Source organism: Ectothiorhodospira lacustris (genome assembly GCF_022227845.1).
GTDB lineage: Bacteria > Pseudomonadota > Gammaproteobacteria > Ectothiorhodospirales > Ectothiorhodospiraceae > Ectothiorhodospira > Ectothiorhodospira lacustris.
This window is the reverse complement of sequence record NZ_JAJNQN010000012.1, coordinates 40,740-63,159: the sequence shown is the minus strand read 5'-3', so window position 1 is coordinate 63,159 and position 22,420 is coordinate 40,740. Positions and strand designations below refer to the sequence as shown.

Annotated in this window: 27 protein-coding genes; 12 read left to right on the top strand and 15 right to left on the bottom strand. The window is 64.4% G+C overall.

Features of this window, described 5'->3' with window-relative positions:
- Window positions 1-9: 9 nt before the first annotated feature.
- Window positions 10-1,374 (bottom strand): NAD-dependent succinate-semialdehyde dehydrogenase, encoded by a 1,365-nt coding sequence (locus LQ956_RS10030; protein ID WP_238622287.1) that lies wholly within the window; start codon window positions 1,372-1,374, stop codon window positions 10-12.
- Window positions 1,375-1,605: 231 nt separating this feature from the next.
- Here LQ956_RS10030 and LQ956_RS10025 point away from each other — a divergent pair, with 231 nt between their 5' ends.
- On the top strand, window positions 1,606-2,544 hold the full coding sequence (locus tag LQ956_RS10025; RefSeq protein WP_238622286.1) for a complex I NDUFA9 subunit family protein: 939 nt from the start codon (window positions 1,606-1,608) through the stop codon (window positions 2,542-2,544).
- 2 nt (window positions 2,545-2,546) lie between these two features.
- Window positions 2,547-3,794 carry a multifunctional CCA addition/repair protein gene (locus LQ956_RS10020; RefSeq protein WP_238622285.1) on the top strand — a complete coding sequence of 416 codons (1,248 nt, stop codon included), beginning with the start codon at window positions 2,547-2,549 and terminating at the stop codon, window positions 3,792-3,794.
- A 13-nt stretch (window positions 3,795-3,807) separates the two neighbouring features.
- Here the strand turns inward: LQ956_RS10020 and LQ956_RS10015 are convergent, their stop codons facing one another.
- On the bottom strand, window positions 3,808-4,998 hold the full coding sequence (locus tag LQ956_RS10015; protein WP_238629457.1) for a class I SAM-dependent methyltransferase: 1,191 nt from the start codon (window positions 4,996-4,998) through the stop codon (window positions 3,808-3,810).
- Window positions 4,999-5,145: 147 nt separating this feature from the next.
- Between LQ956_RS10015 and LQ956_RS10010 the strand changes: the two genes are divergently transcribed.
- Window positions 5,146-5,904, top strand: a complete 759-nt coding sequence (locus tag LQ956_RS10010) for a pteridine reductase (protein WP_238622283.1) — start codon at window positions 5,146-5,148, stop codon at window positions 5,902-5,904.
- Window positions 5,905-5,923: 19 nt separating this feature from the next.
- Here the strand turns inward: LQ956_RS10010 and folK are convergent, their stop codons facing one another.
- Entirely contained in the window at window positions 5,924-6,415 is a 492-nt protein-coding gene (folK, locus tag LQ956_RS10005; RefSeq protein ID WP_238622282.1) for a 2-amino-4-hydroxy-6-hydroxymethyldihydropteridine diphosphokinase, read from the bottom strand.
- Window positions 6,416-6,772, bottom strand: coding sequence for a dihydroneopterin aldolase (folB, locus tag LQ956_RS10000; protein ID WP_238622281.1), 357 nt, complete (start codon window positions 6,770-6,772; stop codon window positions 6,416-6,418).
- Window positions 6,773-6,899: 127 nt separating this feature from the next.
- Here folB and rpmB point away from each other — a divergent pair, with 127 nt between their 5' ends.
- Both rpmB and rpmG read left to right on the top strand, forming a co-directional pair.
- Window positions 6,900-7,136 carry a 50S ribosomal protein L28 gene (rpmB, locus tag LQ956_RS09995; RefSeq protein ID WP_090207946.1) on the top strand — a complete coding sequence of 79 codons (237 nt, stop codon included), beginning with the start codon at window positions 6,900-6,902 and terminating at the stop codon, window positions 7,134-7,136.
- Window positions 7,137-7,148: 12 nt separating this feature from the next.
- Window positions 7,149-7,316, top strand: a complete 168-nt coding sequence (gene rpmG / locus LQ956_RS09990) for a 50S ribosomal protein L33 (RefSeq protein ID WP_008931018.1) — start codon at window positions 7,149-7,151, stop codon at window positions 7,314-7,316.
- Between the two features lie 82 nt (window positions 7,317-7,398).
- On the opposite strand, the gene LQ956_RS09985 is transcribed toward rpmG, so the two are convergent.
- Both LQ956_RS09985 and LQ956_RS09980 read right to left on the bottom strand, forming a co-directional pair.
- Window positions 7,399-7,611, bottom strand: coding sequence for a DUF6967 family protein (locus LQ956_RS09985; RefSeq protein ID WP_238622280.1), 213 nt, complete (start codon window positions 7,609-7,611; stop codon window positions 7,399-7,401).
- A gap of 6 nt (window positions 7,612-7,617) precedes the next feature.
- Window positions 7,618-8,133, bottom strand: a complete 516-nt coding sequence (locus tag LQ956_RS09980) for an Hsp20/alpha crystallin family protein (protein ID WP_238622279.1) — start codon at window positions 8,131-8,133, stop codon at window positions 7,618-7,620.
- Between the two features lie 294 nt (window positions 8,134-8,427).
- Between LQ956_RS09980 and LQ956_RS09975 the strand changes: the two genes are divergently transcribed.
- Both LQ956_RS09975 and mutM read left to right on the top strand, forming a co-directional pair.
- Complete coding sequence (locus tag LQ956_RS09975; protein ID WP_238622278.1) at window positions 8,428-9,417, top strand: chorismate transformation FkbO/Hyg5 family protein; 990 nt, start codon at window positions 8,428-8,430, stop codon at window positions 9,415-9,417.
- Complete coding sequence (gene mutM / locus LQ956_RS09970; RefSeq protein WP_238629456.1) at window positions 9,410-10,228, top strand: bifunctional DNA-formamidopyrimidine glycosylase/DNA-(apurinic or apyrimidinic site) lyase; 819 nt, start codon at window positions 9,410-9,412, stop codon at window positions 10,226-10,228. Before LQ956_RS09975 ends, mutM begins: the two co-directional genes overlap by 8 nt.
- 98 nt (window positions 10,229-10,326) lie before the next feature.
- Here the strand turns inward: mutM and LQ956_RS09965 are convergent, their stop codons facing one another.
- The 3 genes from LQ956_RS09965 to LQ956_RS09955 all read right to left on the bottom strand — a co-directional run bounded on the left by LQ956_RS09965 (window position 10,327) and on the right by LQ956_RS09955 (window position 12,525).
- Window positions 10,327-10,578: a YfhL family 4Fe-4S dicluster ferredoxin gene (locus tag LQ956_RS09965; RefSeq protein ID WP_238622276.1), complete on the bottom strand. Its 252-nt coding sequence runs from the start codon at window positions 10,576-10,578 to the stop codon at window positions 10,327-10,329.
- A gap of 68 nt (window positions 10,579-10,646) precedes the next feature.
- Window positions 10,647-11,129, bottom strand: a complete 483-nt coding sequence (gene coaD / locus LQ956_RS09960; protein ID WP_238622275.1) for a pantetheine-phosphate adenylyltransferase — start codon at window positions 11,127-11,129, stop codon at window positions 10,647-10,649.
- 85 nt (window positions 11,130-11,214) lie between these two features.
- Window positions 11,215-12,525, bottom strand: a complete 1,311-nt coding sequence (locus LQ956_RS09955) for an MFS transporter (protein WP_238622274.1) — start codon at window positions 12,523-12,525, stop codon at window positions 11,215-11,217.
- Window positions 12,526-12,774: 249 nt separating this feature from the next.
- Here LQ956_RS09955 and LQ956_RS09950 point away from each other — a divergent pair, with 249 nt between their 5' ends.
- A complete protein-coding gene (locus LQ956_RS09950; RefSeq protein WP_238622273.1) occupies window positions 12,775-13,173 on the top strand; it encodes a DUF6627 family protein in 399 nt (132 codons plus the stop codon).
- The gene (locus tag LQ956_RS09945; RefSeq protein WP_255722325.1) at window positions 13,170-14,207 is read left to right on the top strand and encodes a PA2778 family cysteine peptidase; all 1,038 of its coding nucleotides are present in this window, start codon (window positions 13,170-13,172) and stop codon (window positions 14,205-14,207) included. The genes LQ956_RS09950 and LQ956_RS09945 overlap by 4 nt, the downstream gene beginning before the upstream one ends.
- A gap of 9 nt (window positions 14,208-14,216) precedes the next feature.
- Here the strand turns inward: LQ956_RS09945 and trhA are convergent, their stop codons facing one another.
- Window positions 14,217-14,885: a PAQR family membrane homeostasis protein TrhA gene (trhA, locus tag LQ956_RS09940; protein ID WP_238622272.1), complete on the bottom strand. Its 669-nt coding sequence runs from the start codon at window positions 14,883-14,885 to the stop codon at window positions 14,217-14,219.
- Window positions 14,886-15,078: 193 nt separating this feature from the next.
- On the opposite strand from trhA, the gene LQ956_RS09935 reads away from it, so the two are divergent.
- Window positions 15,079-16,011 carry a carbohydrate kinase family protein gene (locus LQ956_RS09935; RefSeq protein WP_238622271.1) on the top strand — a complete coding sequence of 311 codons (933 nt, stop codon included), beginning with the start codon at window positions 15,079-15,081 and terminating at the stop codon, window positions 16,009-16,011.
- A 22-nt stretch (window positions 16,012-16,033) separates the two neighbouring features.
- Here LQ956_RS09935 and mgtE (LQ956_RS09930) read toward each other — a convergent pair whose 3' ends face one another.
- From mgtE (LQ956_RS09930) to rluD, 4 genes are all read right to left on the bottom strand, one after another.
- Window positions 16,034-17,380 carry a magnesium transporter gene (mgtE, locus tag LQ956_RS09930; protein WP_238629455.1) on the bottom strand — a complete coding sequence of 449 codons (1,347 nt, stop codon included), beginning with the start codon at window positions 17,378-17,380 and terminating at the stop codon, window positions 16,034-16,036.
- Entirely contained in the window at window positions 17,377-18,735 is a 1,359-nt protein-coding gene (mgtE, locus tag LQ956_RS09925) for a magnesium transporter (RefSeq protein WP_238629454.1), read from the bottom strand. Before mgtE (LQ956_RS09925) ends, mgtE (LQ956_RS09930) begins: the two co-directional genes overlap by 4 nt.
- 59 nt (window positions 18,736-18,794) lie before the next feature.
- The gene (locus tag LQ956_RS09920; protein ID WP_238622392.1) at window positions 18,795-19,169 is read right to left on the bottom strand and encodes a hypothetical protein; all 375 of its coding nucleotides are present in this window, start codon (window positions 19,167-19,169) and stop codon (window positions 18,795-18,797) included.
- Window positions 19,170-19,640: 471 nt separating this feature from the next.
- Entirely contained in the window at window positions 19,641-20,585 is a 945-nt protein-coding gene (gene rluD, locus LQ956_RS09915; RefSeq protein WP_238629453.1) for a 23S rRNA pseudouridine(1911/1915/1917) synthase RluD, read from the bottom strand.
- 56 nt (window positions 20,586-20,641) lie between these two features.
- Between rluD and LQ956_RS09910 the strand changes: the two genes are divergently transcribed.
- Entirely contained in the window at window positions 20,642-21,406 is a 765-nt protein-coding gene (locus LQ956_RS09910) for an outer membrane protein assembly factor BamD (protein ID WP_238622390.1), read from the top strand.
- Between the two features lie 44 nt (window positions 21,407-21,450).
- Window positions 21,451-21,972 carry a nitroreductase family protein gene (locus LQ956_RS09905; RefSeq protein ID WP_238622389.1) on the top strand — a complete coding sequence of 174 codons (522 nt, stop codon included), beginning with the start codon at window positions 21,451-21,453 and terminating at the stop codon, window positions 21,970-21,972.
- A gap of 79 nt (window positions 21,973-22,051) precedes the next feature.
- Here LQ956_RS09905 and LQ956_RS09900 read toward each other — a convergent pair whose 3' ends face one another.
- Window positions 22,052-22,390, bottom strand: a complete 339-nt coding sequence (locus LQ956_RS09900; RefSeq protein ID WP_025280632.1) for a P-II family nitrogen regulator — start codon at window positions 22,388-22,390, stop codon at window positions 22,052-22,054.
- Window positions 22,391-22,420: the final 30 nt, after the last annotated feature.

The following is a 22,420-nucleotide window of genomic DNA, read 5'->3' as shown; positions in this document are numbered from 1 at the left end:
AGACAAGGCTTAGCGGATGACCAGGGTCTTGGCATTCATGAAGGTGCGGATGCCGGGGCGGGCCAGTTCCCGACCAAAGCCGGAGTCCTTGATACCGCCGAAGGGTAGGCGCGGGTCACTCTTCACCATGGCATTGACGAAGGCACTGCCACAGGCCATGCGACGGGCAAAGACCTCGCCCCGGGCGATGTCGCGGGTCCACACGCTGCCCCCCAGTCCGAAGCGGGTATCGTTGGCCAGGCGCAGGGCGTCGCCCTCGTCTTCGGCCCGCAGGATGCAGGCCACCGGCCCGAAGATCTCCTCTTCATAGGCCCGAGTGCCGGGGACCACCCGGTCCAGGATGGAAGGGGCATACCAGGCACCCTTGCCCGGCAACGGCTCACAGCCCATGACAGGGATGGCCCCTTCGGCGATGGAGTCCTTCACCTGCTGGTGCAATTCATCACGCAGATCCATCCTGGCCATGGGCGCGATACCGGATTCCTCCTTCATGGGATCTCCCGGGCGAATGGCCGCCACCGCATCCTTGAGCCGGGACAGGAAACCGTCCGCCGCCTGGGGCACCAGGATGAAGCGCTTGGCGGCAATGCAGCTCTGGCCTGCATTGCGATAACGGGACACCACGGCCTGCGCCACCGCCAGGTCCAGGTCGGCATCTTCTAGCACCACGAAGGGATCGGACCCGCCCAGTTCCAGGACACAGGGCTTGAGTACACCACCGGCGACGGCGGCAACGGCCCGCCCGGCGGCCTCGCTGCCGGTCAGAGTGACCCCATGGACGCGGCGATCCTCGATCACGCGCCTGACCTCGTCAGAGGCGATCATCAAGGTCTGGAAGGCCCCGGACGGGAAACCGGCATCCCGGAAGACTTCCTCGATGGCCAGGGCACAGCGGGGTACATTGGAGGCATGCTTGAGCAGTACCGTGTTGCCTGCCATCAGCGCCGGCGCGGCGAATCGGAACACCTGCCAGAAGGGGAAGTTCCAGGGCATCACGCCCAGAATGGTGCCCAACGGCTGGAACACCACCCGGGCATTGAGTTCACCGGCAGCCATGGATTCATCGGCCAGAAACTCAGCGGCATGATCGGCGTAGTAGTCGCAGACCAAGGCACAGCGGTCAATCTCGGCCCTGGACTCGGTCAGAAGCTTGCCCATCTCCTGGGTCATCATGACGGCAAAATGATCCCGGCGATGACGCAGCACATGGGCGGCCTGACGCACCAGCACGGCGCGCTGATCCAGCGGGATCTCGCGCCACTCGGGGACGATGCGGGCGGCCTGACTCAGGGCCTTGTCAATGCGCGGCCGGTCCCAGGTCTCGAACACATGGAGCACGGAACCGTTGGCGGGATTGACGGAACTCAGAGGCACTTGGGGGACTCCTTTGGATGCAGAGGGCGCATACAATAGTATATTCGGCCCTGGAACAGGAGCTTGTTTGCAGGATCGGCACGGGGGCCTGTCCCGGGCATTCACAGGTTGGACATCGGCAAGGGGTATGTTGTCCCCGGCAGGGCCTTGCATTTGTCCGGCACAGGCACAATCCAGATCACAGCACTCGACGGCGCTTGCATGCATTCGTCACATAGGACAATTCGAACAATGAACATCCGGACGATCTGTGTCCTGGGGGGCACCGGCTTCGTGGGTACCCATGTCGTGGCACGACTGGCCGCCGGTGGCCGCCAGGTCAAGGTCATCACCCGCCATGTCAGCCGCCACCGGCATCTCCTGGTACTGCCGGGGGTACGGCTGGTGGAAGCGGACTGCCACGACCCGCAGGTCCTGCGACAGCATTTCAGTGACTGCGACGGGGTCATCAACCTGGTGGGCATCCTGAACGAACGGGGCCGGGACGGCAGCGGGTTCCGTCATGCCCATGTGGAACTGGCCCGCAAGGTGATCGAATGTGCTCGAGAGACCGGGGTAAAACGCCTCCTGCACATGAGCGCCCTGAACGCGGATGCGGCCAGCGGCCCCAGCCACTACCTGCGCACCAAGGGCGAGGCGGAAAACATCGTCCATACCATGGCGGGCAGCGTGCGGGTCACCAGTTTCCGCCCCTCGGTGATCTTCGGTCCCACGGACAGCTTTTTCAACCGCTTCGCCGGCCTGCTGCGACTGAGCCCCGTCCTGCCCCTGGCCTGCCCCGAGGCCCGCTTTGCGCCGGTCTACGTGGGCGATGTGGCCCAGCACTTCGTCGATGCCCTGGAAGACCGCGGAACCTGGGGACAACGCATCGAGCTGTGTGGACCGTCCGTCTACAGCCTGAAGGAACTGGTGAGCTACACCGCCCAGGTCATGGCCCGTCGCCGTCTGATCCTCGGCCTGTCGGACGGCCTGTCCCTGTGGCAGGCCCGGATCATGGAATATGTCCCCGGCAAGCCCTTCAGCCTGGACAACTATCATTCCATGAGCCGGGACAGTGTCTGCCGCGCCGGCGGCTGTTGTCCCACCGCCATCGAATCCATCGTCCCGGGCTATCTCGGTGACCGGGAGCGACATGCCCGGCTGCAGCGTCTGCGCAGCGGGCCGCGCTGACCATGGACATCTATCTGGTCGGCGGCGCGGTCCGGGATGCCCTGCTGGGACTGCCGGTGCAGGAACGGGACTGGGTGGTCGTGGGCGCCACGGTGGAGGAGATGCTGGCCGGGGGCTTCCGGCAGGTGGGACGGGATTTCCCCGTCTTCCTGCACCCGCGGACCCACGAAGAACATGCCCTGGCCCGCACCGAACGCAAGACCGCGCCCGGCTACCGGGGGTTCGAGGTCCATGCGGCACCGGAGGTCACCCTGGAAGAGGATCTTGAACGCCGGGATCTGACCATCAATGCCATGGCCCGGGATGACCAGGGCCGGCTCATCGACCCCTTCGGCGGTCAGGCAGATCTGCAGGCACGACGGCTGCGCCATGTCTCCTGTGCCTTTGCCGAAGATCCGGTCCGGATCCTGCGGGTGGCCCGCTTCGCCGCCCGCCTGGCCCCCATGGGCTTTACGGTAGCGCCCGAGACCATGACCCTGATGCGCCGCATGGTGGCCGCCGGCGAAGTGGATGCCCTGGTGCCGGAACGGGTCTGGCAGGAGACGGAGCGCGCCCTGACAGGCCCCTGCCCCTCCCGATTCTTCCAGGTCCTGCGGGAATGCGGCGCCCTGGCCGTGCTGTTTCCGGAGCTGGAATGCCTCTATGGCGTCCCCCAGCCACCCCGACACCACCCGGAGGTGGATACCGGCGTCCATACCTTCATGGTGCTGGACCAGGCCGAACGGCTGTCCCCGGACCCGGTGGTACGATTCGCCGCCCTCACCCATGATCTGGGCAAGGGCAACACGCCCCGGGACATCCTGCCCAGCCACCATGGTCATGAGCAGCGCGGTGTGGTGCTGATCGATCAGCTCTGCGACCGCTACCGTATCCCCAATCGCTATCGGGAACCGGCCCGGATGGTAGCCCGCTACCACGGCCACATGCACAGGGTCTTCGAGCTGCGTCCGGACACCCTGGCCAAGACCCTGGAAGGACTGGATGCCTACCGTCGGCCCGAGCGCATGGAAGGAGTCCTGCTGGCCTGCGAGGCCGATTACCGGGGCCGAACCGGATTCGAAGAGCGCCCCTACCCCCAGGCGGACTATGTGCGCCGGGCCCATGCCCGCTGCCTGGACATCCAGGCACGGGAACTGGTGGCACAGGGTCTCAAGGGACAGGCCATCACCCAGGCCCTGCGTCGACTGCGCATCGAGGCGCTCACCGAGCTCAAGCAGGCCCACGAGACCAGGGCGGCAGGCGCTTCCTGAATCGACCAACGGGTCAGAGGCGGTGGCTCAGGTCCTGCCGGGCAAACCCCATCAGGGGTGTTTCTACGCCCCGTCCCAGGGCCATGACCTGAAACCGCTCTCCCATCTCCCCCGGCAGGGTGAGCGTGCGGACCTGAGAGGCCAGCGCCAGCTGGGATTTGAGATCTTCGGAGCAACGGGCCTGAAAGGCCGCTTCCAGATCCGTGCCGAACAGGAACCAAGCCTGGCTGGTATAGCCCAGCAATGACAGGCCCGCCGCCGCACCGGCCTCGGCCACCGCCGAAAAGTCCACGTTGGCGGTGATGTCCATCAGTCCCGGCCACAGCAGGGGATGCTCCAGCATGCGATGGCGGTAATGGGCGATCAGGGTGCCCCGGCAACGTTCGGCACTGTAGTACTCCCGGCGGGGATAGCCATAGTCCACCAGCAACAACACCCCGGCCGCCATGGCCTCGGACACCGCCGCCAGCCAGGGGGCCAGCCCCGGATTGAGTTCCGACACGTAGCCTTCCCCCCAGTTCGCGCCGGCCGCCTGATGCAGCGCCCTCACCTGCCGGACCAACCATGCATCGGCGGGCCGGTCCGCCCAGGCCAACGCTGCGGACGACACCTGCACCCCCCGGCGCATCACCCCGTCCCGGCCCCAGACAAACAGCTCCACCGGCATGGCGTCAAGCACCTCGTTGGCCAGCATCACCCCCCGGAAGCTGCCGGGCTCGGGCAGACCGTCCAGCCAGTGCACCCGGCTCGACAATGCCTGCGGCAACAGGGACAACGCGGCCTGCTGCCGTTCCCGCAGATCCGGGCTCGTCTCCAGAATCAGGTAACGGTCCGGGAGTGCGTCCATCCCGGCCAGGGTCTCCAACACATGGGCCGCCAGCCGGCCGGTACCAGCCCCGAACTCCAGGACCTCGCCGCTCCCGAGGGCATCCAGCACCTGGGCGCACTGACGGGCCATGCAGTGGCCGAACAAGGGGGATATCTCCGGCGCGGTGACAAAGTCCCCGGCCGCGCCCAGCTTGTGGCTGCCCGCTGCGTAATAGCCAAGACGGGGAGCGTAGAGGGCCAGTTCCATGTAGCGATGAAACGACAGCCAGCCCCCGGTTGCGCTACTCTCGTCCTGCATCATCTGCAACAGACGATCACTCAGGACCAGGGCCTCGGGGACGGGTGAAGGCAGTCGGGAATCCTTGTTCAGCGGCATGGTCGAAATTTTGATTAAGTCCGGCAGGGGGGTTAGGGTAACTTAACCTGATCACGAGAGGGACAGCACGGACGCCGAGGCAGGATTCCCCACCGGATCAGCACCCCCCGGCCGCGTCAAATCGTTAAACAGGCAAAAGGAAGCAGAGTGGCACAACCGGACACCCCCTCACTTCAAGGCAAGACCGTGTTCATCACCGGCGGCGCCCGGCGCATCGGCGCCGCCATCGCGCGACGCCTTCATGCCCAGGGCATGAATCTGGTCATCCATTACCGTCGTTCCAGCGACGACGCCCGCGCCTTGCAGGATGCATTGGAGCAACGGCGCGCAAACTCCGTCACTCTGGTCGGCGGGGAACTGCTGGAACCAGGCGCTACCGAGCGACTGGCCCGGGAAGCGGCGGCAGCCTTCGGCGGCCTGGACGTCCTGATCAACAATGCCTCCACCTTTTACCCCACCCCGCTGGGTCGGATCACCGAGGCCCACTGGGACGATCTCATGGGCACCAATCTCAAGGCCCCACTGTTCCTCTCCCAGGCCCTGGCCCCGGCCCTGACAGCGCGTGAAGGCTGCATCATCAACATTGTCGACATCCATGCCCTGCGCCCCCTGAAGGACTACCCGGTGTACTGCGCGGCCAAGGCCGGACTCTGGCTGCTCACCCAGTCCCTGGCGCGGGAGCTGGGTCCCCGGGTACGGGTGAACGGCATTGCCCCGGGGGCGATCCTATGGCCCGAAGCGGAGGAAAATGCAGCCAGCCATAAGGAGATGATCCAGCGCACCGCCCTCAAGCGGGAAGGGGGTCCGGACGACATCGCCCGCACGGCCCTGTTCCTGATCCGTGACGCAGATTACATCACCGGGCAGGTGATCGCGGTGGATGGCGGGCGTACCACGGCCCAGTAGGCCGGCGCGCCACTTCAAGCTACCAGGGAAAATCCACCGGGCGCAGCCACTGAGCGGGGTCATCAAAACCGGCCCACAGCGCCCTCATGGTTTGTTTCAGTATCGGATGTTCCAGATCAGGGGCTATGTCCGCCAGCGGTCTGAGCACAAAGGCATGGCGAGTGATCTCCCGCCGGGGCAGATGCAATCGCCCGGATTCCAGAACGCAGTCCCCCAGCAGCAAAAGGTCCAGGTCCAGGGTGCGGTCCGAATAGGGGTCGCCCCCCCGCTGCCGACCATGCCGATCCTCAATGGCCTTGAAGCAGGCCACCAGCGACTCCGGCGGCAACGCGGTATCCACCGCCGACACCAGGTTATAGAAGGTACGCCCCTCGAATCCCACCGACCCCGTTTCATACACCGGAGAGATCTGCACCGGGCCGAAGGCGGCCCTGAGTGCCTCCACTCCGGCCCGCACATGACGAACCCGGTCCACATTGGTACCGATACTGATGTAGGCCCGACGCATCATTCAGTTCCGCTCACCCCGCTCAATGGTGACCCCCACTTCCGAGGCCCCCCTCACCGCCCCGGGCTTACCCAGGGTGAGCCGGAGCCAGGGCACGGAAAACTCCTGCATGATCATCCGGGCGACGTCCTCGGCCATGGCCTCCACCAGCTGCCGCCGATTGTTTTCCACCAGTTCGATCACCCGCTTGGCCACCGCCTTGTAGTTCAGCACGTCCTCGATGCGGTCACTCTGCGCACCCCTGCGGATGTCACAGCCCAGTTCCAGATCCAGACGCACGGTCTGCTGAATGCTCTGTTCCCAGTCGAAGATGCCGACCGTGGTTTTGACCCTGAGGTCGCGAATGTAGACGATATCCATGGGAAGCGACTATAAAGGCATGCAGAGACGCAGGGAAGGACCACCCTTCAGGCTTGAGACTTCCCCCCCCTTCTGCTATCGTTCCCGGCTTTATTCAAATCAGCCTGGTTTTTCCGGAGAATATCCAATGGCCCGAGTCTGTCAAATCACGGGTAAGCGTCCAGTGTCTGGGTTCAACGTATCCCACGCCCACAACAAGACCAAGCGTCGCTTCCTTCCCAATCTGCATGAGCACCGTTTCTGGGTGGAGAGCGAAAATCGTTTCGTCAAGCTCCGGACCAGCAGCAAGGGCATGCGCATCATTGACAAGAAGGGGATCGATACGGTCCTCGCCGAGCTGCGCGCCCGCGGCGAAAAGGTCTAAGGAGACGCAACCATGGCAAAAGGTGTTCGCGAAAAGATCCGCCTGGTGTCCAGCGCCGGAACCGGCCACTTCTACACCACCACCAAGAACAAGCGCAACATGCCCGACAAGATGGAGATCAAGAAGTTTGATCCCGTCGTGCGCCAGCATGTGATGTACAAGGAAGCCAAGATCAAGTAGTACCCGGCACGACCTGGCTGATGACCTCGCTCCAGCGAGGTCCTGTGCACGAGGCCCGCATCACGGGCCTCGTGCATTTTCCCTACCCCTCCTGACCGTCGCCCGGACGCTCCGCCGCAGCTCGGGCCCAGACCTGCATCAGATCACCCCAGCGATCCGCCGTGGCCGGATCCAGATCCAGGTGGGTATAACGCTCGCCGTCACGGATCAGCACCCGCAGCAGGGGCACTCCGGACTCATGCAGCACCTGCCGCAGCTCGATCACTTCCCCCATGGGGGCCTGGATCTGCTCCAAGGCGGCCTACCCCACAACCACCGGGATCCGACGCCCCACCCGGGCGATCAGGCGAGGCAGCTCGATACGCAGCACCCCGTGTTCGTAGGAAGCCTTGGCCTGCTCCGTTTCCACCGGCCCCGGCAGCGGAATCGCCCGCTCAAAGCGGCCGTAGGCACACTCGGCAATATGATAACGCCCCTGGGTGTGTTCCTTCTGTACGCTCTTCTCCCCGCGGATCACCAGGTGATCGTCGATCACCTGTATGTCAAAGGCGGCCTTGTCCATGCCGGGGGCCTCCAGGCGCACCACCACCTTGTCGTCATCGTCGAACACCTCGGCGGCCATGACCCCCCAACCCACACTGCGGGCCAGGAGTTCATGCTCGTCCCGATCATCCGCAACCTCTCCCCGGCCACCCCGCTCCCCGGCACTGAAGTGGGTAATGGCTCCGGCGGCACGGCCGTACAGCCGCTGCCAGCCATCCAGCAGGCTGTCCCAGGCCTCACTCATACCCTGACGTAACTGACGCAGACTGGACATGACGTTGTTCTCCTCCTCGGTTGATTCGCCTCCTCCTCTGACGGGAGCAGGGCCATCTGTCTTTTAGCAGAATCGCGGCCGTTGCAACTGCAACGGTACACTCAGGAACACATCCCGGGGCCGAAAATGGTAAAGTGCCCGCAGGCCCTGCAGGGCAAACTGCCCGCGGTCTCATGCACGCGCACCCGTCGGCATCTCACAACACGAATTCGACCCAGGTGCCTCCGGTATCTGCCGGACCTTTTCATGGATTTCATGATACGACGAAGCCGGATGATCCGGTAACATAGCTCCATGGCGCAAAACCCCCATTCCACACCTCTGACGATTCGCTTCCAGCAGGAAGCGGAGATTCCCGCGCAAGACCCCTGCCGTCTTGCATTGATACGCTTCGGCCGGGAGAACCGCGTTGATCCCGCGCGCCCCATGGAGCTGACTGTAGCCCTGCCCCCAATGGCCGACCCCACGCCGCCGGAACTATGGCTGGCGGACGAACCGGTCGCCGCCGGTTTCGAGGACGGCGTGGGCTACAGCCGGACCGGCAAGGTCCTGTTCGGATGGATACTGCTGAACGAGGCGGATTTCGACCATGACATGAACCAGGCCGCCGAGCATGCCTATGACCGGCTGCTGGCCTTTCATCGCAGCCGGGGTTTTCCCCATCTGCTGCGGATCTGGAACTACTTCCCGAACCTGCATCAGGAAGCGGATGGGCTGGACCGCTATCAGGCCTTCTGCCTGGGGCGTCACCGTGCCCTGGAACGGGTGCCGCTGACGGAAGGGGAACTGCCCGCAGCCACGGCCATCGGCACCACGGCGCCGGGCCTACTGGTCTACTTCCTCGCCGGTCGCGAGCCCGGTGCGCAGATCGAAAACCCCCGTCAGGTGAGCGCCTTCCACTACCCACGCCGCTACGGACCCAAGAGTCCCTCCTTTTCCCGAGCCACCCTCAAGCCCTGGCCGGGGCAGTCTCACCTGTACATCTCCGGCACTGCCAGCATCGTGGGCCATGAGACCCTGCATACGGATGTCCTCACCCAGCTGGACGAGATCATCGAAAACCTGCGCGCCCTGATCCGCTCCGCCGGAGAGGACATCAGCAGCCGGGTCAAGGACCCGGGTGGCCTGTCCATGCTCAAGGTCTACGTCCGTCATGGGGACGACGTTGCCGCCGTCAAGGCCCGCCTGGAGGCCTCCCTGGGCGTCCAGGCGCCGGCCGTTTATCTGCGCGGAGACATTTGCAGGGACGACCTGCTGGTGGAGATCGAAGGCCTGTATGCCTGAACTGCCGGAGGTGGAAACCACCCGGCTGGGGATCGCGCCCCATCTCACGGGCCGCCGGATTTCCGCGGTCGTGGTCCGCCAGCCCCGCCTGCGCTGGCCGGTACCCGAGACGCTGTCGCAACAGGTCCGTGACCGACGGATCATCGGCGTTGCCCGACGTGGCAAGTACCTTTTGCTGGACTGCGGCGATATCACCATCCTCATGCATCTGGGCATGTCCGGCAGCCTGCGTATTGTCGAAGCCGACCGGACACCCCGTCCCCACGACCACGTGGATCTGGTGCTGGACTCGGGCAAGGCCCTGCGTCTCCATGACCCTCGCCGTTTCGGCGCCGTGCTCTGCTTTGATCCCCGGAAGGGCCTCCACCCCCTGCTATCCCGGTTGGGTCCGGAACCCCTGGGCGAGCAATTTGACGGTGACTACCTCTACCGGCAGACTCGGCGGCGCCGAACCGCCGTCAAGGGCCTGATCATGGACAGTCACGTAGTCGTGGGCGTAGGGAACATCTATGCCTCCGAATCCCTGTTCCTGGCAGGCATCCGCCCCCGGCGGGCGTCAGGGCGCCTCACCCGGACCGAGGCCTTCAGGCTGGTGGAAGCCATCCGCACGGTGCTGACGGCCGCCATCGAACAGGGCGGCACCACATTAAGGGATTTCGTGCATGAGGACGGTAGCCATGGGTATTTCAGCCGGCAGCTGCGGGTGTATGGCCGGGCGGGCCTGCCCTGCCTGTGCTGCGGCGCGACCGTGCGGCAGGTGCTGGTGGGACAGCGGTCGACATTTTATTGCCCGGCGTGTCAGAGGCGCTGAGCGGGCCTGCCCTCGACCCGGGGAGATTCGCAGGCCCTGAAAACGGCAAGGGGACCCTGCAGGCCCCCTTGCCGAACATCCCTTGATCCGGACCCGGATCAGGCCGCGCCGGTGATGCGCTCGAACTTGGCCATAAGTTCGTCCTGAGTCTCTTCGTTTTCCGGATCCTTGGGAATGCAGTCCACCGGGCAGACTTCCACGCACTGAGGTGCATCAAAGTGGCCCACGCACTCGGTGCACAGCGCCGGGTCGATCACATAGATCTCATCCCCCGGGGAAATCGCGCCGTTGGGGCACTCCGGCTCGCACACGTCGCAGTTGATGCATTCATCGGTAATCATCAGGGCCATAGTGCACTTTCCTCTTCAAACTCAATCACATGTAGTTATATATGGCGTTCAGCGCTTGACCGCACAGTTTAGCGCAAGCGATCAATCAGCGCAGCCTTGACGCTATCGGCAACGAAGTGTGAGACATCACCACCCAGCATGGCAACTTCCCGCACCAGACTTGAGGATATGAAGGCATATTCCTCCGCCGGCGTCAGAAATACGGTTTCCAGATCCGGGGACAGGTGACGATTCATGCTGGCCAGCTGGAATTCGTGCTCGAAGTCAGAAACGGCACGCAGCCCCCGCAGCAGCACTCGGGAATCGTTGGTGGCGGCAAACTCCGCCAGCAGGCCGCTGAAGCCCTTCACCTCCACCTTGTCGCCCATGTCCGCCAGCACGGTACGCGCCAGCGCCACCCGCTCATCCAGGGTAAACACGGGGCGCTTGCTGGGATTGGCCGCCACCGCCACCAACACCCTGTCGAACATCCGGCAGGCACGGCGCACGATATCCGCGTGGCCGTTGGTAATGGGATCGAATGTCCCGGGATAGACGACGGTGACAGGCATGGGCTGGGATTCCGGAATATGAGAAGCGGCCATTTTCGGGGAGGGAAATGATAACAGGATGTCGCGGGGAGAGAAGTTCCTGATGCTATCTGCGGCGAAACTCCCGGGCCTCGGCCACCTGCCGACCCCGTTTTTCATCCAATCTCAGGGCCACTACCAGCGCAAGCCCGAACAGCAGGGCGCAGAACAGAATGGACAGGTGAAGCCCGAACAGGACCTGCAGGAACCCCAACCCCAGCAGGCCGACAATGGCCGCCAGCTTGCTGGACAGCCCCCAGAAACCGAAAAACTCCGCTGCCCGGAGCCGGGGGGACAGCACGCCCACCAGGGCGCGCCCCGCCGACTGGGTGGATCCCAGACACAAACCTGCCACGCTGCCCACCACCAGGAAGACATGCTGGGCTTCAAAGTCCAGGAAACGCCCCAGCCAGGGCGTGGCGAAGATCAGGGTAACGGCGACGACCCACAGGGCCAGGGTGGCCACATAGGTGCGCCGAGCCCCGACCCGGTCCTGCAGAAAGCCGAAGGCCAGCGCCCCAACCGCTGCCGTGAGCTGGACAGTGATGAACATCCACACCCGGACCGTTTCATCCCACTGGATCACCTGGGCCCCGTAGATGAAGGTGAAGGAGATGATGATGTAGATCCCGGCCATGGCGAAGAATACCGAGATCATCAGGATGGTGAGATCGCGGTAATGGCTCAGGTCCCTGAGCGTCGCCCTCACCCGCCGCAAGCCGATCCCCACGTACTGACGCAACCCCGGCAGACGCCGGGCCCGTCCCCGTTCCCGGATCCACAGGAAGGTGGGAATGGCCGCCACCAGGAAGAACACGGCGGCAAACGGCCCCACCCAGCGGATACGCTCGAAGTTTTCCTCGCTCACCTCGCCCAGGACCACCAGGGCAAAGGCGGTGGCCACCAGCCCGCCCACATACCCCAACGCCCAGCCGAACCCCGAAATCCAGCCCAGTTCCTCCCGCGGCCCCAGCTCCGGCAGAAAACTGGCGATGAAGGACTCGCCGATGGCGTAGGCAAAGTTGGACACCACGATCAGGGCCATGCCCAGCCAGATGTAACCGGGCGCAACGAAATACAGCAGAGAGGTGGAGACCACGGTGAGTACGTAGCCGGCGAACAGGAAGCGCTTGCGGGCAGCGGAAAAATCCATGATGGCCCCCGCCACCGGCCCGGACAGCACCACCAGCAGATAGCTGACCGCCAGGGCGATGCTCCACAGCAGGTTGCCCAGCCGGTAATCCCCGTGGGTATCCCCAACGATTACCCGAGTGAACAGATCACCGAAGATCACCGTGATGATCAGCAGGGTATAGGCCTGATTGGCGAAGTCGAACATCGCCCAACCGAAGATTTCCTTGAATGGGGCCCGTTTCATGCGATGAGGCAGATCTGGCGGACACACGGCCCGGTAAGCCCACGATGTTAGCGCATATGCCCTTGGGCCGCCGCGGGAAATGATGCGCAGGACCCTCCACCGTCCTGCCCTGGACGCCTTCCACCCCGTTGACCCGGCGATTGCAAGGGCGGGACAATGAGCCTGAAAACATGTGCATCATGCCCGGATGTTCAAGCAACGACCGTGGCACACTGGTCCCCCACTTCAGTATCACCACGAGGCTTCCCCATGACCCGACATCCGCTGATCAGACGCTTGCTGACACTGCTCTGCATCTTCTCACTGCTGGCCACCGTCACCAGTCCGATTCACGCCGGCATGGTAGGTACCGAGCGCCTGATCCAGACGGAACAAGGCCTGGTGGACCGGGCACAGCTGCTCTCCAGTCTGGAACGAGCGGACGTGCAGCAACAGTTGGCCCGCCTGGGAGTCAGCGGCGAAGAGGCAGCGGAACGCATCGCCCGCATGACCGACGAGGAGGTGCGCCTGCTCAATGAGCGACTGGAAGAGATGCCCGCCGGGGCTGCCAGCGTCCTGGGCGTAGTGGTACTCATCTTCATCATCTTCATCATCACCGATGCCATCGGCGCCACCGACATCTTCCCCTTCGTCCGACCGGTAAATTGATCCCTGGTACCGGCCATCTGCGTCAGGGCCGCGCGGGGGCATGGCTGCTCCCGGCGGCCCTGATCAGCTTGCTGCTTGCAGGCTGCGCCGCACCGCTGCAGGCCCCTGCCCTGCTCCGCGAGTCGCCCGGGGACCTGCCCCGTCAGGTGGAGCTGACGGACACCCCTTTCCACCCCCAGGACCTCTACCAGTGCGGTCCCGCCGCCCTGGCCACGGTACTCAATGTGCAGGGTATCGAGGTCACGCCACAGACACTGGTGAGCGAGGTCTATGTACCCGCACGCCAAGGCAGCCTGCAGACCGAGATGCTGGCGGCCACACGAAGTCGGGAGCTGGTGGCCTGGTCTCTGCCACCCCGCATGGATGCCTTGCTGGAGGAAGTGGCGGCCGGGCATCCGGTAGTGGTGTTCCAGAACCTGGGGCTGAACTGGGCGCCCTACTGGCACTACGCCGTAGTCATCGGCTACGACCTGGACGAGGCAACGGTGATCCTGCGCTCGGGCACCCTTGAGCGTCACGTGAACACGATGCGCCGTTTCGAACGCACTTGGCGCCGTGCCGGATATTGGGCCTTCCTGGCGCAGCCCCCGGAGCGACTTCCCGCCACCGCGACGCCCCTGAGCTGGCTGCGGGCCGCGAACGACCTGGAGCGCACCGGTCGACTGGAGACCGCCGCCGAGGCTTATCGCACCGCCACCCGAGCCTGGCCGGCGCATCCGGTGGGGTGGATCGGCCTGGGCAATGCCCTGTATGCCCAGGGGGATCTGGACGGAGCGGAACAGGCCCTGCGGGCGCTTGTCACCCACGACCCGGCCTCCCATGCGGGCTGGAACAACCTGGCCCATGTGCTGCACGCCCGCGGCTGCGGGAAGATGGCCCGGGAAGCCGCGGCATGCGCATCGCGTCTGGCGCCCGACGAGCCGCTGTACCGACAGACGCGGCGCACGGTGGCGCAGTCCCCGGCCGCTCCGGCCGGGGACTGCGGCCCGACGCAGGAGCAACAACCGGCCCGGGATCTGCGCTGCCCGCACTGACCGGTTGCGCTAGACCCCGGCCCCGTACCAGAGCACGGCAAAGTAGTGGCACACCGTCCCGGCCATCACAAACAGATGCCAGATGAAATGCCCGTAGGGCAGACGGTGGTCCAGGGCATAGAACGCCACCCCACCGGTATAGGCCAGACCGCCGGCCACCAGCCAGACCAGCCCCGCCGGTTCCATCAGCTGATATAGCGGCACGATGGCAATCAGTATCAACCAGCCCATGAGCAGGTACAGCCCGGTGGACAGGATGGGATGGGACAGGCCATTGAGGGACTTTAGGAAGACGCCCAGAGCTGCCAGACCCCACACCAGACCGAACAGGGTCCAACCCCAGGGGCCGCTGAGCACGCCCAGAGTAAAGGGCGTATAGGTCCCGGCAATCAGCAGATAGATGGCCGAATGATCAAGGATCTTGAACACCCGCTTGCCCTGCCCCTGAGGCAAGGCGTGATAAAGGGTGGAGGCCAGATACAGCAAGGCCATGGTGACGGAAAAGATGCTGACGCCGACGATGAATCCCGCATTACCGGTCCGCACGGCCGCCAGCAGCAGAAAGGGCATGCCCATCAGCACCGCTGCCAGGGCTACCCCGTGGCTGATGCTGTTGGCGATTTCCTCGCCCAAGGACTGGTGGCGATCTCGCCCCGCCACTGCACAAGCTCCACTCATGACGATACCCCGTGTCTTGATGGGTTCAGAGACTATGTTTTAGCAGGAAATCACGACGCTTTCGATAAAACGCATCTCATTTTCAGAGCTCGCCCGGGTGGATATTCGCAATCGCCGGCTCGGATCACTATCATGTCAGCCCATCCGGACGGGGATCCGCCCCTGTTCACCCCCTTCATCCAGAGGAGTTCCAATGTCTGCCTTGATCTGCGGTTCCTATGCATTTGACACCATCATGGTCTTCCCCGATCGGTTCAAGAACCACATCCTCCCGGACAAGGTACACATGATCAACGTCTCCTTCCTGGTGCCGGACATGCGCCGGGAGTTCGGTGGCTGCGCGGGCAACATCGCCTACAACCTCAAGTTGCTGGGCGGCGCTCCCCTGCCCATGGCTACCGTAGGTGCGGATTTCGAGCCCTATGCCCAATGGATGGATGAGTGCGACATCTCGCGCCGCCACATTCGCATGATCCCCGAGCACTATACCGGTCAGGCCTTCATCACCACCGATCAGGACGACAATCAGATCACCGCCTTTCACCCCGGCGCCATGAATGACGCTCATCTCAACAAGGTGAGCGATGCCGAGGGCGTCACTTTGGGCATCGTCTCCCCCGACGGGCGGGACGGCATGATCCAGCATGCGGAGCAGTTTGCCGAGGCCGGCATTCCCTTCATCTTCGACCCGGGCCAGGGCATGCCCATGTTCGACGGCGTGGACCTGCGCCGGTTCGTCAAACAGGCCACCTACGTGACCCTGAATGACTACGAGGCCCAACTGATGAGTGAGCGTACCGGCTGGAACCCCGAGGAACTGGCGGCCCAGGTGGAGGCCCTGATCATCACCAAGGGCGGTGAAGGCTCGGTGATCTACACCGGCGGCAAGACCCTGCGCATCCCCGCCGCGCCCATTGCCCGGATCAAGGACCCCACCGGATGCGGTGATGCCTACCGGGCCGGCCTGCTGTGGGGCCTGATGAGTGGCCTGGACTGGGAGACCACGGGCCGGGTGGCTGCGGTGATGGGGGCCATCAAGATCGAGCAGACCGGGCCGCAGAACCATCGACCAAGCTTTGAAGACATCAAGGCGCGATTCAAGGAGGCCTTCGGGCGGGAGATGTGATGCCGCGGGGCGGGCGCCGCCCTCAACCCAGCTGCAGAATGGCCGTCGCCACGGAGAAATAGACCAGAATGCCCCCCACGTCCGCAACGGACGTGATCAGGGGGGCACTGGCCGTGGCCGGATCCAGTTTCAGACGGGTCAGGATCACCGGCAGCAACATCCCGATCATGCTGCCGAAAATGACCACCAGCACCATGGCGATGGCGACCGCCAGTCCCACATCAGGCCCGCCCAGCCAGATCCCCGCGCCCCAGACCGCCAGCCCCAGGGTGACACCCAGGGCGATGGATACGAGCAGTTCCTTGCCCCACAGCCCGAGCCAGTCTCGCGGCTGAACATCCCCCGTAGCCAGGGCGCGGACCATCAGGGTCGAAGACTGGGACCCCGCGTTGCCGCCGGTGGCGATCACCAGAGGCAGAAAGAAGACCAGCGCCACCACCGCCTCGATGGTGGTCTCGAATACCGCGATGGCCGCCCCGCTGAACAGGTTCACGAAGACCAGTATCACCAACCACCCGACCCGCTTGCGATAGAGCAGACTCATGGCGGCGTCCTTGAGGCCGGGCGCGATGGTACCCACGCTGCCCATGCGCAGGAAGTCTTCCGTGGTCTCTTCCTCCACCACGTCCAGGGCATCATCCACGGTGATGATCCCCACCAGGACCTCCCGTTCATCCACCACCGGCAGCACTTCCAGATCATAGTGACGAATCAGCCGTGCGGCCTCTTCCTGGTCGGCCCGTGCCTGAATCCGGACCACCGCTTCCTTGAGCAGATTGTCCACCCGGCGGCGAGGGGAACCAAACAGCAGATCCTTGAGCTTGATCGCCCCCAGCAGGTGCCCATCGGTCTCGGTAACGAAGACCACGTTCACGGTCTCGCCCTGCGAGAAATGATCGCGCAGGTAGGCCAGCGCCGCCTCCAGGGTCCAGTCCGGGCGCACGGCCACGAAGCCGGGCGTCATCAGGCGTCCCGCGCTGTCGGCTGGATAATTCAGGAGCCCCTTGACCACCCGACGCCGGGGCTTGGGCAGCAGCGCCATGAGCCGGGCGGACTCCAGCTTCGGCAGATGCTCCAACAGTTCCGCCACGTCATCGTAGGATGACGCCGTCAGCAGGCGGGCATTTTCGTCATCGCTCAGTTCGGCCAGGACGCGGGTCTGCTGCTCCAGGCTCAGATAGGAAAACACATCGGCCATCCGCTCCCTGGGCAGTAGCCGGATCACCGGGACCCAGTCCTCGGGGGGCAGCGCCTGGCTCAGTGCCGCCACATCCTGGTTCTGCAGGGAGGCCAGCATCGTTTTGAGGCCCTCCCAGTCGCGTCGACTCACCTGCGCGAAAAATTGCGCGTGCTTGAGATAATCGCTCATTGTCCTTGAAGTCCCAGCAAGGCGGCCGCCAGGCCGAAGTAGATCGTGATCCCGGCCACGTCGGCGATGGACGTCACCAACGGGGTACTGGCCGTGGCCGGATCCAGGCGCAGGCGCGCCAGGATGAAGGGCAGGATCATGCCCACCAGACTGCCCACCAGCACCACCAGCATCATGGCCATGGATACCAGCACGGCGATCTCCATGCCCCCCCGCCATAGCCCCAGCCCGGAGACCGCCAGGGCCATGGTCGCCCCCAGGGCCGTGGCCACCCCCAGTTCCTTGCCCCAGAGCCGCAGCCAATCGCGGGGATGGACCTCGCCCGTGGCCAGGGCGCGAACCATCAGGGTGGCGGACTGTGCCCCGGCATTGCCGCCACTGTCGATGATCAGGGGCAGGAAGAACACCAGCGCCACCAAGGCCTCGATGGCCTCTTCATACCCGGCGATCACGAAACCGCCGATGATGTTCACCGCCACCAGAATCAGCAACCAGCCCACCCGCTTGCGGTACAGCAACCAGGGATGGGCCTGGCGCAGGCCCAGGTGCAGACTGCCCACCGCCCCCATCTTCTGGAAGTCCTCGGTACTTTCTTCCTGCTCCACATCCAGCACATCGTCCACGGTGATGATGCCCAGCAGTTCACGGTCCTGATCCACCACCGGCAGGGCCGGCAGGTCATAGTGACGCATCATCCGCAGGGCGTCCTCCTGAGGGGCATGGGCATCGATGGACACCACCCGGCCGGTCATGAGTGTGGACACCGGGACATCCATCTGCGACTTGAGAAAATGCTTGAGGGCCAGCACCCCCAGCAGCCCGCCCTGGTCATCGGTGACGTAGACCAGATTGACCGTCTCGCCACGGCCCGCCTGCACCCGGAGATGATCCAGGGCACGGGCCATGCTCCAGTCGGGACGCACACTCACCACCGCCGTGGTCATGAGCCGGCCACAGCTGTCCTCCGGATATCCCAGCAGGGTCAAGGCGCGACGAATGGAACGGAACGGCAACAGGCGCAGCAACTGCCGGACCTCTCCCCTGGGCAGGTCTTCCAGCAGGGCGGTGAGATCATCCGGCAGCATCTCCGACAGCAGATGGCGCCCTTCGTCCAGAGATGCCTGACGGATGAGCTGGAGCTGATGCAGGGGATCCAGGTAGGCAAAGACATCCGCCCGCCGTCCCGCCGGGAGCAGACGGAACACATCGCGGCGAACCTCTCCGTCCAGGGTCATGAGGGCTTGGGCGATGTCCTGGATACGCATCTCGTCCAGCCATCCGCGCACCGCAGGCAGATCCCCCTGGGAGAGCAATTCGTTCAGTTCGTCCAGATCGTGAATGCGAGTCGATTCCATGCCTTGGCCCGGTTGGAACATGCGGTCGGAAGAAACACCGGCGGTTCATGCCGGCGCCCTCAGGCCTGATGGCGCCGATGCCGCTCGCTCATCAGGGATACACCGCGACGACGCCCTTCCGGCAGGGAACGCGCGATGGTTTCACTCAACGGGGCGGGCCCCTGGGCGCAGAGTCGCGCCAGGGTGGCGTCGGGCAGCCCTAGGGCCAGACGCCGGATGGCCTGCTCGTCCATGGTCTGGAGCACCCCGATCTGGGATTGCTGGGCCAGCTTGAGAAAGTTCAGCCGGGCGCTGCCGAAATCCCCTTGGCGACAGGCGCGGGTCACGGCCTCGACCACGGGGTTACCGGCCTCGGGGGTACGGCGAGCCTGGGACTCCAGGGCCTTGAAGGCCAGGGTCATCAGCCGGTTCATGTTCTTGATTATCCGGGTCATGATTCTCTCCTTGGCTGCCGAAGGCAGACCGATCGGGACGCACGAGGACGCGGCCTTGAAGGCCGGTGCGGCATGGGGAGAGACCAGGAGCACAGGGAAGCGGCACAATTCCGAGAAAACGGTACCCGGATTCGGCAGGCACCCATCCCGCGCCGGGACGCTGAGACGCCCATGGCAAGGTACATTCGGGATGATGCGAATACCGGTTTCCCTGATCCGACCGACGCGATGCGGTCCATCAGGGAGCCCGGAGCGCGGCGGATTACCGCTGGAGGGGGCGACCCCGACGGACGCAGTCACATGCCGGTCTACAGCCGCTCACGGCCTCACCACGCATGCATCTACAACAACTGTCCATCGACAATTAAACCTCTGTTGCCTGACAAGTGTTTTCGTGGTTTGCGAAAACGGCTCAATGATAACGCCTGCCCAAGATAAGGAAAACCCCGCCTGTCGGGATACACGGCCGATTCAGCCGACGCGCAGGGCTTCCAGCAGGCCCTGCATGTCGGCCGGGATACCGGCTTCCCAACTCCGAGTGCCGGAACCATCAGGGTGCTCCAGGGTAAGACGTGCCGCATGCAGGGCCTGGCGACGAAACCCGTGCACGGCTGCCATGGCCGTCTCGGACAGACCGGCGGGGATGCGCAGGCGTCCACCATAGGCCGGATCGCCCACGATGGGATGATGCAGGTGGGCCATGTGTACCCGGATCTGGTGGGTACGCCCGGTTTCCAGGTTGACCCTGAGCAGGGTATGGCCGGGAAACCGTTCTTCCACCCGGTAATGGGTGACGGCCTCCCGTCCCCCCGTCACCACCGCCATGCGCTTGCGGTCCACCGGATGACGACCGATGGGGGCATCGACCGTGCCGCCGGCCACCAGGGCGCCCTGTACCAGGGCCAGGTATTCACGCCCCACGGTGCGAGCCTGGAGCTGGCGCACCAGGTCGGTGTGCGACGCCAGGGTGCGGGCCACCACCAGCAGACCCGAGGTATCCTTGTCCAGACGATGGACGATGCCGGCACGGGGCAAATGGGCCAGCTCCGGGGCGTGATGCAGCAGGGCATTGACCAGCGTCCCCTGGGGATGCCCGGCGGCTGGATGCACCACCAGCCCGACCGGCTTGTTGATCACCAACAGGTGGTCATCCTCGTGGATCAACTCCAGGGGCAGGTCCTCGGCTTCATCCCGGCCCGGCGCATCCAGGGCGGCACGGATCCGTACCGGCTCCCCCCCGCAGGTCTTCTGGCGGGTGCGGGGGTGCTCTCCCGCCACCAACACCGCGCCATCCTCGATCCACTGCTGGATACGGCTGCGGGAATATTCCGGGAACATCTGCGCCAGCACGGCGTCCAGACGCTTGCCGGCCAGTTCGGGCGGGATTTCCCCCGCAAGTTCGATGGTTCTGGTCATGTGCCGGGGGCCGTCGGTTATACTCGTTGTCTCAATTATCTCAGTCTTCGCGCCCAATGACAGCTCTTCGCTCAGTCCTGACCCTCCTGCTTATCGCCAGTCTGGCCTCCGGCTGCGCTTCCATGCGCCAGGACCCCACCCGGGACTGGTCCGCCAGCCAGCTCTACGAAGAGGCCAAGGCGGCCCTGGAGCGGAGCAATTATGACCAGGCGGTGGAATATTACGAGATCCTGGAAGCCCGCTTCCCCTTCGGCCGCCACGCCCAACAGGGCCAGCTGGAGATCGCCTATGCCTATTACAAGGCTCAGGAAGCGGAAATGGCGCTGGCGGCCGTGGATCGTTTCATCCAGATGAATCCCAGGCATCCCCATGTAGATTATGCCTATTATCTGCGCGGGCTGATCAACTATGAGCGAGACCAAAGCTTCCTCAACCGCTGGATCCCCCAGGATCAGGCCCGCCGCGACCCGGTCCCCCTGCGCAATGCCTTCGATGATTTCGGCACCCTGGTACGCACGTTTCCCGACAGCCGCTACGCCGAGGATGCCCGTCAGCGCATGGTTCACCTGAGAAACCGGCTGGCAGCCCATGAGATGTATGTGGCGGACTTCTACATGCGCCGGGGCGCCTGGCTGGCGGCCGCGCAGCGGGGCACCCATGTACTGGAACATTACGAAGGCGCCGAGTCGGTACCCGACGCCCTGGAGGTCATGGTGAAGGCCTACCGCCGGTTGAAACTCGACGATCTGGCCGGGGATGCCCTGCGGGTGCTGGAGTTGAACTTCCCTGACCGGGCCGACAGGCTCAGACAAGGCACCTGATTCCACGCAACCGATTCAAACACTACCCAGGGGGGACGTTGAGGATGTGGGATTTCTTTCAGACCGTCAGGCATCGGCACTCCATCCGCCGCTACCAGGCCGACATGCCGGTAGAGCCGGAAAAATTGCACGCCATCCTGGAGACCGCGGTGACCGCCCCTTCTGCGGGGGACCTGCAGTCCTACCGCATCATCTGCGTGAAGGACGCGGCTCTGCGCACAAGGCTGGCGGAGGCGTCCAACGGACAGCAGTTCATCGCCGAGGCCCCCGTCTGCCTGGTCTTTTGCAGTGATGCACAGCGCTCGGCCGAGCAATACGGTGAACGGGGCCGGGAACTGTTCTCCATCCAGGATGCCACCATCGTGGCCGCCTACGCCCAGCTGGCGGTGGTGGCCGCAGGGATGGGCTCCACCTGGGTGGGGATGTTCGACGAGCAGGCCGTGGCCGACACCCTCTCCCTGGAACCGGGTCTGCGGCCACTGGCCCTGCTCTGCGTAGGCTACCCGGCGGAACTGCCGGAATCGTCCCAGCGACGGCGCCTGGATGAGGTGGTAACTTACCGATAGCCCGGATCCGGGACGGCAGTGAGGCCACGGGCGGACATGGCCTCACTGCCCATGCAAGGCGGTGCCAAGACCTGTTTACTTACAGGGCATCGCTGTTTTCCTCACCGGTACGGATGCGGATGGCCCGCTCCATATCGGTCACGAAGATCTTGCCGTCCCCGATCTTGCCGGTGCGGGCAGCCTTGATGATCGCATCCACACAGGCATCCACCAGACCGTCATCGACACCGATCTCCAGCTTCACCTTGGGAATGAAGTCGACCACATACTCGGCACCCCGGTACAGTTCCGTATGTCCCTTCTGCCGGCCGAAACCCTTGACCTCGGTGGCGGTCAGCCCCGTCACACCGATCTCCATGAGCGCCTCGCGGACGTCCTCGAGCTTGAACGGCTTGATGATGGCTTCAATCTTTTTCATACGGTTTAGTTCCTAATGACTCATGGAAAC